This is a genomic window from Rhodococcus oxybenzonivorans, from assembly GCF_003130705.1.
GTDB classification, from domain to species: domain Bacteria; phylum Actinomycetota; class Actinomycetes; order Mycobacteriales; family Mycobacteriaceae; genus Rhodococcus_F; species Rhodococcus_F oxybenzonivorans.
Map to the genome: position 1 here is coordinate 201,329 of NZ_CP021354.1, position 13,284 is coordinate 214,612.

Sequence of the window (13,284 nt, forward strand, 5' to 3'; positions counted from 1 at the left end):
AAGCCTTCCGAACCGGGCGCGTGGGTGACCGACCGATCCGCACCTTCACCTGGTGAGCAAGCGCCACAGGAGAATTAGGTGCTCGAACGGTATGCCGCGGCCCGGCGAGGACTTTCGCCGGGCGCTTCAGGCAATCGATCGGTGGTACTCGACGCGATCACGGGGTGACGATGGTGAATGCCGGGTCGGGGGCGTCGGTCAGTTCGACGATCCTGGTGATGGCTGTCGCGTCGCCGTCCATAGTGATGGTGTCGGTTCCGGATCCGGCCAGCAGGCCGAGCAACTGTGGCTTCGTCAGCTTCACCACGAGGTCGGCCGGATCGGACCGCTTTGTCGGGTAGTGGATCAACACGCCGTTCGACAACTCGATGCGGTAGGTCTCGTCCACGTCGGTGAAGTGCCAGCGGATCGTCGCCGACACATCCCAGGCCCGCGGACCGTCGATGCGGATCGCGATGCTGTCGAAGATCTGCGTGATGGTGAGCGCGGTAGCCATGCCCGCCGCACTGACCTCGGCCGGATGCGGCGGGCCATCGACCTCGCTTGCGCCGACGAGGAAGTTGTTCCGCCACGTCGCGCACTCGGAGCCGTAGCCGAGTCGGGTCAGCACGTCGGTGAGCACTTCTTTGGCACCGGCGTGATTCGGCTCGGCGAACACCGCATGGCTCGCGAGTTCGGCGGCGAAACGCAGATCACCTTCGTCAGCGAACTCCCTGGCCCTCGCAACGGCGGCATCGATTCCACCGATCGCACGGACGTAGCGGGCGCCTGCCGCCTCCGGGGGGTGCTGCCACAGGTGCGCCGGGTTGCCGTCGTACCAACCGAGGTAGCGCTGATAGATCGCCTTCACATTGTGGCTGACCGAGCCGTAGTAGCCGTGGGTGTGCCACGCGGCGTCCAGAGCGGGCGGCATCGGAAAGTCTTCAGCGATTTCGGTGCCCACCTGCCCCTGGTTGAGGCGGCGCAGCGTTTGATCATGAAGGTAGGCATAGAGGTCGCGCTGTTCGGTGAGGTACCCGATCAGCTCGTCGGTACCCCAGGTCGGCCAGTGGTGCGAGGCGAAGGCGACGTCCGAGTCGTATGCGAACATCTCGATCGACTCGGTGAGGTACCGCGACCAGTTGCGTGCGTCGCGCACCTCCGCGCCCCGCAACGTCAACAGATTGTGCAGATTGTGGGTCGCGTTCTCCGCCAAGCAGAGCGCGCGATGGTCGGGGAAGAAGAAGTTCATCTCCGACGGGGCCTCGGTTCCCGGCGTCACCTGGAACACCATGCGGACGCCGTCGAGCGTCTCCTCCTGCCCCGTGTGGGTGATATCGAGCGTGGGTGCGAGCAGTCCCACGGTTCCGTTCGATGTGCTGGGCCCGAGGCCCGCCCCCAGGGTGCCGGTCGCGCCGACGGGCAGCACGATTCCGGTGTGGAACATGCCGCGCCGCAGCATCGCACCGCCCGCGTAGACGTTCTCGGAGACCGCGTGCTCCAAGAAATGTTCGGGGGCGACGATCGGCACGGTGGTGTCGGCGTCGACGACACCGAGTACGCCACCGAAGTGGTCGATGTGAGAGTGGGTGTAGATGACAGCGGTCACCGGGCGGTCGCCACGATGCGCGCGATACAGCGCGAGCCCGGCCGCGGCGCACTCGGCAGAGACCAACGGGTCGATCACAACCACCCCGGTCTCGCCCTCGACGAGCGTCATGTTCGACAGGTCGTAGCCACGGATCTGATAGATCCCCGCGGTGACCTCGAACAGTCCGTGGATCGCAGTCAACTGTGCTTGGCGCCAGAGGCTCGGGTTCACCGTGTCGGGACAGTCACCGGTGGTCGCCGCGGCAAAGCCCTCGGCGTCGTACACCACCCGGCCGTCATCGGCGCGGACCTGCGCAGGTTCGAGCACGGCGACAAGACCACGGTTGGCATTGTCGAAATCGGTGCGATCGGCGAAATCGGCGGACATCGGCACTCCTCGCAAAAAGGGTTGTGGTGGGTTCCGCACCCACGGCCCCCAGTCTTCTGATTCGACGGCGCCCCTGGCATCACCCTTCCCAGGTGAAGTCGACGAGACCTGACTGCCACGAAGAACGCTGACGTGGGTCAGTGCCTTCACATGCGGCGATCCCGGAGGTAGCGCGCACGTTAGCGAGCATGGTCAGTTCGTAAGGGGTCTGGTCCGGTCGGTCACAGTGCCATGTTCCCGCCAGTCTTGGCTCTGCGCAGCCAGATTGGTTCGCCGGTGACGAGCGTGGTGGTTCGAGCGCGCATCGTTCGTCATCGCAGCTCATCACTTTCGGTATCGGATTCGACCGCGGTGAGGCCGCCTGGCGATATCCTTAGGTGTTACTCGAGAGGTTCTCGGGCAGGTCGACGTGCACCGTGAAGAGATGTGTCGATGAATAACGTGGATCCATTCGCGACCCAACGCGACGTGTCCGGTGCGGTCACGGCGGAGCTCGCGGCGGCGGGGTTCGAGGATGCTGTCGAGATCGGTCGTGGCGGGTTCGGGATCGTGTACCGGTGCACGCAGGCGTCGCTCGAACGTTCGGTGGCTGTCAAGGTCCTGACTGCGGATCTCGACCAGGAAAACCGGGAACGGTTCGTGCGAGAGCAGCGGGCGGCGGGCCGGTTGACCGGTCATCCCAACATCGTCAACATTCTCCATGCCGATGTGACCGACAACGGTCGCCCGTTCATTGTGATGCCTTACTGCGCTCGGGGCTCCGTCGATGCCCGAATCAGGCGCCACGGCCCGCTTCCGCTGGCCGATGTGCTCCGGCTCGGGGTGAAGATGGCCGCTGCCTTGGACGCCGCGCACAAGGTCGGCATCCTCCATCGCGACATCAAGCCCGCGAACATACTGCTCACCGATTACGGCGAGCCGGCATTGACGGATTTCGGCATCGCACACATCACCGGCGGGTTCGAGACGACCACCGGGGTCGTCACCGGGTCACCGGCGTTCATCGCCCCCGAAGTCGTAGCCGGACGCCCTCCGAGCACGTCCGCGGACGTGTACGGGCTCGGCGCCACCCTGTTCGCGGCGCTCACCGGCCATGCCGCGTTCGAACGCCGCAGCGGCGAGCAATTGATGGCACACTTCGTGCGGATCACATCCGAGCCGGTACCGGACCCCCGCGAGCACGGCGTTCCCGAGGACGTCAGTGCAATCATCGAACAGACCATGGCCAGTGATCCCGAGACGCGCCCATCTGCCGCGGAGCTGAGTCAACATCTGCGCGAAGCCCAGTTACGGCATGGATTCGCGGTCGAGGATATCGCTCTGCACACCACCGAGTCGGGAGCCGCGACCGATGCCCCTCCCGAAAAAGGTGGTTGGCCTGTACCGTCGTGGTCGGCCGATTCGGGGCGAGGGGGTCAACTCCCGCTGGAGTTGACCAGCTTCGTCGACCGCCACACGGAGTTGACCGAGGCGAGGAACGCGTTGTCGAACGCGCGGCTGCTGACCCTGACCGGCACCGGTGGGGTCGGAAAGACCCGTCTTGCGCTCCGTATCGCCGGCAAGGTGCGCCGGGACTTCGCCGATGGCACCACCCTGGTGGAGCTCGGGGAGTTGCGTGACGAGTTGCTGTTGGCGGGTGTGGTGGCGAACGCGCTGGGATTACGTGACCAATCGGCGCGACCCATACCCGAGGTGCTCGTCGAGTTCCTCGCCGGGCGCGAACAGCTGCTGATACTGGACAATTGTGAGCAACTGGTGTCCGCGGTCGCCAAGCTCACCGAGACCCTGCTTCGCACATGCCCACGGCTGCGGATTCTCGCCACCAGTCGCGAACCACTCGGCATCAGCGGGGAAGCGGTGCTGCTTGTGCCGCCGCTCGGCGTCCCGGATCCCGACGACCTACCGCGAGGGATGGCGGGCAACGATGCGATCACCTTGTTCGCCGAACGAGGAGCCGCGGCCGCCCCGGGATTCGAGGTCACCGAGGAGAACAAGGTCACCATCGCTCGGATCTGCCAGCGATTGGACGGGCTCCCGCTACCCATCGAGCTTGCCGCCGCTCGGTTGCGGGCAATGACGCCGGAACAAATACTGCAACGCTTGACCGACCGGTACGTACTGTTGACCCATGGCAGCCGGGATGCGCCGTCGAGACAACAAACGCTCCGGATGTGCATCGACTGGAGCTACGACCTGTGTACACCGGCTGAGCAGCGGCTGTGGTCGCAGCTGTCGGTCTTCGCCGGTAGTTTCGACCTCGACGCCGCCGAACAAGTGTGCGGCGCAGATCTGCCCGCGCAGGAAATACTCGACACGGTGACCTACCTCGTCGACAAGTCGATTCTGATACGGGAGCCGGCCGGTGCCGAGATGCGGTTCCGCATGCTCGAGACCGTGCGCGATTACGGCCGAGAAAAGGCGCAGGAGAGCGGCGAGCATGCCGAACTGCGTCAGCGACACCGAGACTGGTGCGAGCGCCTGGTACTCGACACGGAATCGCAGTGGATCAGCTCCCGCGAGCTCGCGTTGATCACCGTACTCGTGCGGGAGCACCCGAATATTCGGGACGCATTGGAATCCTGTGTCTCCGAGAGCCCAGCCTCCGGACTCCGGATCGTGGCCGCCTTGTACCCATTCTGGCTTTCCCGGGGTTTGCTCAGCGAAGGCAGGCGATGGCTCGACCGACTCCTCGCCCGTCAACCGGCCCAGCCGACCGTCGATCACGCCAAAGCACTTTACGTCGGCAGCATGATGACTGGCGTCCAGGGCGACCTGCAGGCGGCGGCCGCCCTGGTGGAGGATGCACACGAACTCGAGGCTCGGACACGAGATCCGTTGGTACGCGCACACATCGACAGTGCACTGGGCTACGCTGCCCTGTTCGGTGGACAACCTCTCGACGCACGTGCTTATCTCGAGAAGGCTGTCCGAACCTACGCCGGCCGTAACGATGTCGTCGAGGTTGTAGCGCTCGTCGGTCTCGGCTTGGCCGACGAGTTCCTCGGCGACACCGAACACGCCATCGAATGCTATGAGCGCGTTCTGGTGATCACCGATGCACGGGGTGAATCGGTGTTTCGGTCGTATTGCTTGTGGGGGCTGGCGGTCGCGGTATGGCGACGCGGTGAGCGTGAACGAGCGGTCCGACTACTCGAACAGGCACTGCGGGCCGACCTCGAGGTGAACGACCGGCTCAACGCCAGCTTCAGCCTGCAGGCGATGGCATGGATCGCCGCCGAGGACCAGAACGCGCGACGTGCGGTCGTGCTGCTGGCAGCCTCGGAAAAGCTCAGCCGGTCCGTGGGAAGTCCGATCGTCGTCTTGCCCAATATGAGCGAGTACCAGGAAGCGTGCGAACGCGCGACTCGACATGCTCTGAGCAAGGAGACGTTCGCCGCCGCTCATCGGGACGGGGCGGGTCTGAGTTTCGGTGACGCAATCGCCTACGCCTTAGGTGAGCAGCTGCCGGCTGAACCTCCACCTTCCGCTCTTGCCGCACACCTGACGAAGCGCGAGCGGGAGGTCGCCGAACTGATCGCCGAGGGACTGACGAATAAGGAGATCGCCACCCGGTTGGTGATCTCCCCTCGCACCGCTCAGGGGCACGTTGAACATATTCTGACCAAGTTGGAGTTCACCTCACGCACACAGATCGCGGCATGGGTTGTCGAACAACGCAGAGAGAATCTTTGAGCGCGCGATCCAAGATTCCGCTTGTCTTCAGACCTCCACAGGGTGCAGTGACTTTCACCCCAGGGTTCCTTGTTCCACTCCTCGCCCAATCGGAGACTTCGGTGCGTCGGAAAAATCCAGCGATCGGAGAAACACTATGGCCGAGATGGTCGAAAAGCCGCGAGCACCGCACACGCGGGGAGTCGCCCGCACCCTGATCACCGCATACGGAATGGTGGTCTACGCCATATTCCTGATCGTGTTCGTGTATGCGATCGGATGGGTCGAGGGGCTCGTCGTGCCTCACACGATCGACGATGGTCCCGACGCCCCCGTCGTGGTCGCCGTGGTCATCGACCTGGCGCTATTGACGGTCTTCGCCATGCAACATTCGGTGATGGCCAGGCCCTGGTTCAAGAGACGCTGGACGAGGATCGTCCCACAGCCGATGGAGCGCTCGACATACGTATTGTTCGCCACGGCGGCGCTGGCGCTGCTGATGTGGCAGTGGCGTCCGCTGCCCGAGCAGATCTGGAACGTCGAGAACACTTCGGTCCGCGTCGCACTGTATGCGGTGTCGCTCGGCGGATGGGCTCTCGTACTGGCGGCAACGTTCGCCATCGATCACTTCGACCTGTTCGGGTTGCGCCAGGTCCTGCGGAATCAGAGCGGTAAGTCGGCTCTTCCCAGTGCCTTTCGGACGCCGATGCTGTACCGGGTGATCCGGCACCCGCTGTACGCGGGTTTCGTGATCGCGTTCTGGGTGGCGCCGACGATGTCCTGGGGCCGACTGTTGTTCGCTGTCGGGACCACCGGGTTCATCCTGGTGGCGGTGCGCTTCGAGGAGCATGACCTGGTGGATACGTTCGGCGACGACTATCGCACCTACCGCTCGCGGGTGCCGATGCTGGTCCCGCGGATCGGCTCCCGGGCGCGGTAGCGTCAGCGGCCGCCGGCGACGGCGATGTTCCAGCCACTCAGCCGACGGTTACGGGAACCCGTGTCTGCGCCACCCAGCGCCCGTGCTCGTTGGAGATGGTGATGGAGTGGTCGAAGCAGTCGCTGATGTTGGCGGTCGTGAGAACGTCCGATACCGGGCCCTGCGCGACGATGACACCTTCCCGCACGAGAACGGCATGTGTGGTCGTGGTGGGGATTTCCTCGAGGTGGTGCGTGACAAGAATGCTGGCGCGGTCGGGGTCCTGGGCGCGCAGATCGTCGAGCGAAGTCAAAAGCTGTTCGCGCGCCGCAAGATCGAGGCCCGTCGCCGGCTCGTCGAGCAGTAAGAGTTCGGGCTCGGCCATGAGGGCGCGGGCGATCAGGGCGCGGCCGCGCTCACCCTGGGACAGGGTCGGCCACAGCAGATTCAACCGTGACCCCATCCCAAGGGCGTGGACGAGTTCCTCCGCGCGCATAACCTGCGCGTCGGTCGGTGCCCACCGCGGTGGAAACTCGGGGGTGTTGGTCAGGCCGGTGAGGACGACGTCCCGCACGGTCAGCGGCGCCCGGACCATATGGCGCGGATTCACGTGACCGATGTGCGCTCGTAATTCCCGCATGTCGACCCGGCCCAGCCGGTGACCGAGAACGTGGACGGTGCCGGCCGTGGGGTGCGCGGTTGCTCCGAGCAGCGAGAGCAACGTGCTCTTGCCTGCACCGTTGGCGCCCAACAATACCCAGTGTTCGCCGCGCCGGACCTGCAGAGTGACGTCGCGCAGGAGGAACCTACCGTCACGGACCAGGTCGACGGATTCGACCCTCACGACGGGAACGGAATTCTCCATTAGCTGTCACCTTTCCGCAGGATGGGTAAAACATAGGCGCTCCGCGCCCGTGAGTGGTTAACGAGTTTATGCACTCGCGGACCACGCACGGGCGGCGGAGCCGCCTCACTAGCGGTGTTTGAAGACCGGTGGGCGTTTTTCGACGAACGCGGTCATGCCTTCTTTTTGGTCTTCGGTGGCGAAGGTGGAGTGGAAGACTCGTCGTTCGAAGCGGATTCCTTCGGTGAGGGTGGTTTCGAAGGACCGGTTGACTGCTTCTTTCGCCATCATCGCGACCGGTAGCGACATGTCGGCGATGGTGGTCGCGGTCTGCAGGGCCTCGTCGAGTAGGTCCGCGGCGGGCACGATCCTCGAGACGAGTCCGGCGCGTTCGGCTTCCTCGGCGTCCATGTTCCGGCCGGTCAGGCACAGTTCCATGGCCTTGGCCTTGCCGACCGCCCGGGTCAGCCGCTGCGAGCCGCCGATCCCGGGAATGACCCCGAGTTTGATCTCGGGTTGCCCGAACTTCGCGGTGTCGGCGGCGATCAGGATGTCGCAGAGCATCGCCAACTCGCATCCACCGCCGAGCGCGTACCCGGCGACCGCGGCGATCGTAGGCTTGCGGGCCGCGGCCACCTTGTCCCAGGCGGAGAAGAAGTCGTCGAGGTAGACGTCCATGTACGACTTGGGTTGCATCTCCTTGATGTCCGCGCCGGCGGCGAAGGCCCGATCCGATCCGGTGATCAGGATGGCCCCGATCTCCGGATCCTTCTCCAACTCCTCCACCGCCGACACGACCTCGCGCATCAGCTGTGAGTTCAGGGCGTTGAGCGCCTTCGGACGGTGCAGGGTGATGATCCCGACCCGGCCCTTGCGGTCGAGCAGGATGGTCTCGAAGTCGGTCACTGGTCTCCCTTGGTAGAACGGTCGCGGATGTCGTTGATGATGGCCGAGAAGTCCTGACCACCACCACCGGCGGCGTGGAACCGGCTGTACAGTTCGGCGGCACGCAGCCCGAGGTCCGCCTCGACGCCGTTGGTCTTCAGCGCGTTCGCGGCGAGACCGAGATCCTTGTCCATCAGCGCGGCCGCGAAGCCGGGCTGGTAGTCGTTGTTGGCCGGGCTGGTCGGGACCGGTCCGGGCACCGGGCAGTTGGTGGTCAGCGCCCAACACTGGCCGGACGCGTTGGACGCGACGTCGAACAGGGCCTGGTTGCTCAGTCCCAGCTTCTCGCCGAGGACGAATGCCTCGCTGATGGCGATCATCGACACCCCCAGAATCATGTTGTTGCAGATCTTCGCGGCCTGACCGTTCCCCGGGTTGCCGCAGTGCACAACCTTCTTGCCCATCACCTCGAGCAGCGGCCTCGCGGACTCGAAGTCGTCCGCCGTGCCGCCGACCATGAACGCGAGGGTGCCCGCGGCCGCGCCCACGACGCCACCGGAGACGGGGGCGTCGACCGAGCGGTGCCCGGCGGTGACGGCCTCCTCGTGCGCCGCGCGGGCGTCCGCGACGTCGATGGTGGACGAATCGATGAACAGGGTGCCCGGCTTCGCGGCCGGTAAAATCTCCTTGTACAGGCCGAGGACGAGTGTGCCGTTCGGCAGCATCGTGATCACCACCTCCGCCTCGCGGACGGCGTCGACGGCCGACTCGGCGACGGTGACACCGTCTTTGGTGGCCTGCTCGAGGGCGGCGGGCGCGAGATCGAAACCGACCACCGTGTGCCCCGCCTTGACGAGGTTGGCCGCCATCGGACCACCCATGTGGCCGAGTCCCAGAAATCCGATCGTGCTCATGATGCAGTCCCTCCTGGACGCGTGTCGCTGGTCGAAGCCGCTGCCGGGACGGCTGCGGCTGTCGGGGCGGGGGTGGGTGGGGTGAGGCCGAGTTCGAGGTTCCCGAGCGGGGCGAAGAACGCGTCGACGTCCTCGTCGGTCACCTCGTCGATCGTGGCGGGTGACCACTGCGGGTTGCGGTCCTTGTCCACGACCTGCGCCCGGATGCCCTCGACGAGATCAGGGGAGCTCAGGCAGGCGACGGACACCCGGAACTCCTCGTTCAGCACTTCTTCGAGGCTGCCCGCCGCCCGGGCCCGGCGCAACGACCGTAGGGTGACCGCGCACGCGGTCGGCGACTTCGACAGGATCTGCTCGGCCGCCTTCTGAGCCTCGGGCACCCCGCTGCCGCGCAGGCGGGCGACGATCTCGGGAACACTGCCCGCGGAGTACGCGGCGTCGATCCACCCCTGCTGGCCCAGCAACTCCGAGGGCGGGGCGGGTTCGGTGAACCGGGCGAGGGCCTCGTCGACCGAGGTCTGCGCGAGTGCCTCGATAAAGCTGTCGATCTTCTCCGAGGGGATGTAGTGGTCGGCGAATCCGCACGCGATCGCGTCCCCGGCACTGAGGCGGGCGGTGGTCAACGCGATGTGGGTGCCCAACTCCCCGGGGGTGCGGGCCAACAGGTAGGTGCCGCCGACGTCGGGGACGAACCCGATCCCGGTCTCGGGCATCCCGATCATCGACCGTTCGGTGACGATCCGGACGCTGCCGTGCGCGGAGACCCCGACGCCGCCGCCCATCACGATGCCGTCCATGATCGCCACATACGGTTTCCGGTAGTTCGCGATGGCCGCGTTCAGGATGTACTCCTCGCGCCAGAACTCCCGCGACCCGGTGCCGCCCTCTTGGGCGTCGTGGTAGATCGACACGATGTCGCCGCCCGCGCACAGGCCCCGTTCACCGGCCCCGGTGAGCAGCACCGCCCGCAACCGATCATCGTCGGACCATGCGGCCAGGGCTGCCGCGATCTGCCGCACCATCGAGTGGTTGAGGGCGTTGATCGCCTTGGGCCGATTCAGCACGATCCGGCCCACACCGCCGCTCGTGTCGATCAGGACCTCGGGGGTCGTGGTGGTTGTCTCGCTCATGCCGCTCCTTGTTTTCCGTGTCCGGCGCCTCCGACGATGCTGCGGGCGATGACGACCCGCATGATCTCGTTGCTGCCCTCGAGGATCTGGTGCACCCGCAGATCCCGGACGATCTTCTCGATGCCGTACTCGGCCAGATAGCCATACCCGCCGTGCAGTTGCAGCGCCCGGTTGGCGACCTCGAAACCGGTGTCGGTGGCGAACCGCTTCGCCATCGCACACAGCTCCACCACCTCCGGAGCCCCCTCGTCGAGGGCGGCCGCGGCCCGCCACAACAGGGTGCGGGCCGCCTCGAGTTCGGTGCGCATGTCGGCGAGCTGGAACTGCAACGCCTGCGAGTCGAGCAGCGGCGCACCGAACGCCTTCCGGTCCGCGAGATACGCGACCGCCTTCTCCAGCGCCGCCTGCCCACCGCCGACCGAGCACGCCGCGATGTTGAGCCGGCCCCCGTTCAAACCGGCCATCGCGATCCGGAACCCGCCCCCCTCGGTGCCGAGGAGGTTCGCCGCCGGCACCCGCACATCCTCGAAGATCACCTGCCGGGTCGGTTGGGCGTTCCAGCCCATCTTCACCTCGTTCGGCCCGAACGAGAGCCCCGCCGACTCCTTCGGAACGATGAACGCGGAAATCCCCTTCGGCCCGCTGTCTCCCGTGCGGGCCATCACCACATACACATCCGACGTCCCCGCCCCGGAAATGAACTGCTTGACCCCGTTCAGGACGTAAGCGTCACCGTCGCGGACCGCCCGGGTGCTCAACGCCGCCGCATCCGACCCGGCACCCGGCTCGGTCAGGCAGTAACTACCCAACTGATCCATCGCACACAACCCCGGCACGAACGCACGGCGCTGCTCCTCGGTGCCGAACCTGTCGATCATCCACGTCACCATGTTGTGGATCGAGATATACGCGGCGATCGACGGACACCCCCTCGCGAGCTGCTCGAAGATCCGGGCCGCGTCCACCCGGCTCAACTCCGAGCCACCCACATCCTCCCGAATGTAGATCCCACCCATCCCCAACGACGCCGCCTTACGCAGCACATCCACCGGAAAATGCTTGGACTGATCCCACTCCACGGCAAACGGCGCCAAATGCTCGGCCGCGAAGTCACGGGCCGTCTCACTGATCGCCCGCTCGTCATCGGTCAAGGTAAACATACGATTCGACCCTTTCAGATCGGAGAAGTTGGAAGTACTATAGTTGGACATCCACGAACATTGCTAGTCCTCGTCCGGCACGGGCGGCGAAAAGCCGGATCCTCCGAGTGTGGGATGGGAAGTCGTCCCGGAGGTCGGAGTGCAGGGCAATTGGTCTCATTTGGGTCGATTGCCGGCCACTGGCGTGCAGTTCGTCGACTCGAGCATTGGTGAAAAAGGAGACCTTTCGTGACCGCTACGGAACCGGCAGCAACAGAGCAATCCTGTTCTGATGCAACGGAATTTTCGGGGACAGCACTGATCGCGGCGGTCCTGCAGACGCAAAAACTGATCGTTCGCAAGCTTGATGCCACCCTCAGTCCGTTCAAGCTGTCCTTTCCACGGTACGAGGTTCTGTCGCTGGTCGACGCGGCACCGAATGGAGTCATATCCACAGCGCTTCTGTGCCGCACCCTGGACCGGCATCCCACCACGATCACGTCCTTGATCGACGGACTCGAGCGCACCGGGTTGGTCACCCGTTCGACCAACCCCGTCGACCGACGCGAGACCCTCGTGACCATCACCGATCGTGGGCGGGCTGCGGCGGTGTCGGCCGCACGGGTCGTCGACGATGTCTCCGCCGTGGATCCTGAAGTGCTGCGTCGTCTGAGCATCGACCTGCACACGCTGCTTGTCGCAACTTCGCATACACAAGCACGGCAAGGCACCGCGCCGTCGGCTCACACCGCCGAGAGCGTTCGGGGGAACGGCCACGATGACCAGCGCTGACGGCCACGACGGTCGGCACGAGCAGGCATCGGAGAAGGGCAATGCCGAGGCCGCCCCGCCGGTCACGATCGATGCGAGAGGCATTCGATCCGATGACCTTCGGTATTTGCTCGCGGTCGCGCGGAGCGGACGCCGTCGATCGGCGGCAAAGGACCTGGGTGTCGACCACACCACTGTCTCGCGGCGTGTCAATGCACTGGAGAAGGCTCTAGGAGTTCGTCTGCTACAGCGCAGCGCGGACGGCTGGGAATTGACCGACGTCGGGCGATCCGTCGCAGAAAAGGCCCGGCTCATCGAGGAAGCAGTCCAGGAAACCGCGGATGTGGTCGCCGGTATCAGTGAAAATACGCTCCGCGGCACAATTCGCGTCACTGCACCGGACGGGTTCGGACCGATGTTCGTCGCCCCGGCCCTGGCTAAACTTCGCATGAACCACCCCAATCTCGTTGTGGAACTCATCACCGCAACAAGGCAACTGAATCTGCAACCGGCGGGATTCGATATTGCCGTCGCTGTCGGAACCCCGATCAGCAGTCGGCTTGTCTCGGAACGTATCTGCCAATACTCGCTAGGCCTGTACGCCAGCGAACAATATCTACGTGATCAGGGTGAACCCGCCACCATGGACGAGCTGACAGCCCACCCGCTGATCTTCTTCGTCGACTCCCTCTTGCAAGTGGGAGACCTCGACCTCGAGCGGCACCTGCCCGGCGTGACCGCTAAATTCATGTCCACGAACATCTTTGCCCACGTTTCGGCAACACGCGCCGGCGGCGGTATCGGTTTGCTTCCCGCATTCATGGCCGACCAGCATCCCGACCTTCGCCGGGTGATGGCCGACCTGGTCGACGTCCGCCTCTCCTTCTCCATCGCGGCGCGCAGGGCAAGCCTGACAAATCCGGCCGTGCAAGCAGTTCGACGCGTACTCCAAGAAGAGATCCTCAGCCGCCGAGACGAATTGCTCCCGGAACCGCGACACCCGAAGCCCGCAGGCCCCGACACATCGCAGTGACACGCGCCCCCTCGTGATCG

10 protein-coding genes are annotated in these 13,284 nt (G+C 65.2%); 4 read left to right on the plus strand and 6 right to left on the minus strand.

Annotated elements, in window-relative coordinates; all coding sequences use genetic code 11:
- Positions 1-157 precede the first annotated feature (157 nt).
- Positions 158-1,957, minus strand: a complete 1,800-nt coding sequence (locus CBI38_RS01000) for an alkyl/aryl-sulfatase (protein WP_109325638.1) — start codon at positions 1,955-1,957, stop codon at positions 158-160.
- Positions 1,958-2,389: 432 nt separating this feature from the next.
- On the opposite strand from CBI38_RS01000, the gene CBI38_RS01005 reads away from it, so the two are divergent.
- Together CBI38_RS01005 and mddA are read left to right on the plus strand one after the other, a co-directional pair.
- Positions 2,390-5,650, plus strand: a complete 3,261-nt coding sequence (locus CBI38_RS01005; RefSeq protein WP_109334784.1) for a protein kinase domain-containing protein — start codon at positions 2,390-2,392, stop codon at positions 5,648-5,650.
- Between the two features lie 136 nt (positions 5,651-5,786).
- Positions 5,787-6,569, plus strand: a complete 783-nt coding sequence (mddA, locus tag CBI38_RS01010; RefSeq protein WP_109325639.1) for a methanethiol S-methyltransferase — start codon at positions 5,787-5,789, stop codon at positions 6,567-6,569.
- 37 nt (positions 6,570-6,606) lie between these two features.
- Here the strand turns inward: mddA and CBI38_RS01015 are convergent, their stop codons facing one another.
- The 5 genes from CBI38_RS01015 to CBI38_RS01035 all read right to left on the minus strand — a co-directional run bounded on the left by CBI38_RS01015 (position 6,607) and on the right by CBI38_RS01035 (position 11,481).
- A complete protein-coding gene (locus tag CBI38_RS01015; RefSeq protein ID WP_109325640.1) occupies positions 6,607-7,413 on the minus strand; it encodes an ABC transporter ATP-binding protein in 807 nt (268 codons plus the stop codon).
- Positions 7,414-7,521: 108 nt separating this feature from the next.
- Positions 7,522-8,298: an enoyl-CoA hydratase gene (locus tag CBI38_RS01020; protein WP_109325642.1), complete on the minus strand. Its 777-nt coding sequence runs from the start codon at positions 8,296-8,298 to the stop codon at positions 7,522-7,524.
- Positions 8,295-9,191 (minus strand): 3-hydroxyisobutyrate dehydrogenase, encoded by an 897-nt coding sequence (gene mmsB / locus CBI38_RS01025; RefSeq protein ID WP_109325643.1) that lies wholly within the window; start codon positions 9,189-9,191, stop codon positions 8,295-8,297. The genes CBI38_RS01020 and mmsB overlap by 4 nt, the downstream gene beginning before the upstream one ends.
- Positions 9,188-10,321 carry an enoyl-CoA hydratase/isomerase family protein gene (locus CBI38_RS01030; protein ID WP_109325644.1) on the minus strand — a complete coding sequence of 378 codons (1,134 nt, stop codon included), beginning with the start codon at positions 10,319-10,321 and terminating at the stop codon, positions 9,188-9,190. The genes mmsB and CBI38_RS01030 overlap by 4 nt, the downstream gene beginning before the upstream one ends.
- Entirely contained in the window at positions 10,318-11,481 is a 1,164-nt protein-coding gene (locus CBI38_RS01035; protein ID WP_109325645.1) for an isobutyryl-CoA dehydrogenase, read from the minus strand. The genes CBI38_RS01030 and CBI38_RS01035 overlap by 4 nt, the downstream gene beginning before the upstream one ends.
- 228 nt (positions 11,482-11,709) lie before the next feature.
- On the opposite strand from CBI38_RS01035, the gene CBI38_RS01040 reads away from it, so the two are divergent.
- Together CBI38_RS01040 and CBI38_RS01045 are read left to right on the plus strand one after the other, a co-directional pair.
- Positions 11,710-12,252 carry a MarR family winged helix-turn-helix transcriptional regulator gene (locus CBI38_RS01040; protein WP_109325649.1) on the plus strand — a complete coding sequence of 181 codons (543 nt, stop codon included), beginning with the start codon at positions 11,710-11,712 and terminating at the stop codon, positions 12,250-12,252.
- On the plus strand, positions 12,239-13,264 hold the full coding sequence (locus CBI38_RS01045; RefSeq protein ID WP_109325650.1) for a LysR family transcriptional regulator: 1,026 nt from the start codon (positions 12,239-12,241) through the stop codon (positions 13,262-13,264). Before CBI38_RS01040 ends, CBI38_RS01045 begins: the two co-directional genes overlap by 14 nt.
- Positions 13,265-13,284 lie beyond the last annotated feature (20 nt).

What these genes read in the sequence shown, in the direction of transcription:
- CBI38_RS01000 (WP_109325638.1), bottom strand. Translation starts at nt 1,957, where the DNA reads ATGTCCGCCGATTTCGCCGATCGCACCGATTTCGACAATGCCAACCGT.
- CBI38_RS01005 (WP_109334784.1), top strand. Translation starts at nt 2,390, where the DNA reads ATGAATAACGTGGATCCATTCGCGACCCAACGCGACGTGTCCGGTGCG.
- mddA (WP_109325639.1), top strand. Translation starts at nt 5,787, where the DNA reads ATGGCCGAGATGGTCGAAAAGCCGCGAGCACCGCACACGCGGGGAGTC.
- CBI38_RS01015 (WP_109325640.1), bottom strand. Translation starts at nt 7,413, where the DNA reads ATGGAGAATTCCGTTCCCGTCGTGAGGGTCGAATCCGTCGACCTGGTC.
- mmsB (WP_109325643.1), bottom strand. Translation starts at nt 9,191, where the DNA reads ATGAGCACGATCGGATTTCTGGGACTCGGCCACATGGGTGGTCCGATG.
- CBI38_RS01030 (WP_109325644.1), bottom strand. Translation starts at nt 10,321, where the DNA reads ATGAGCGAGACAACCACCACGACCCCCGAGGTCCTGATCGACACGAGC.
- CBI38_RS01035 (WP_109325645.1), bottom strand. Translation starts at nt 11,481, where the DNA reads ATGTTTACCTTGACCGATGACGAGCGGGCGATCAGTGAGACGGCCCGT.
- CBI38_RS01045 (WP_109325650.1), top strand. Translation starts at nt 12,239, where the DNA reads ATGACCAGCGCTGACGGCCACGACGGTCGGCACGAGCAGGCATCGGAG.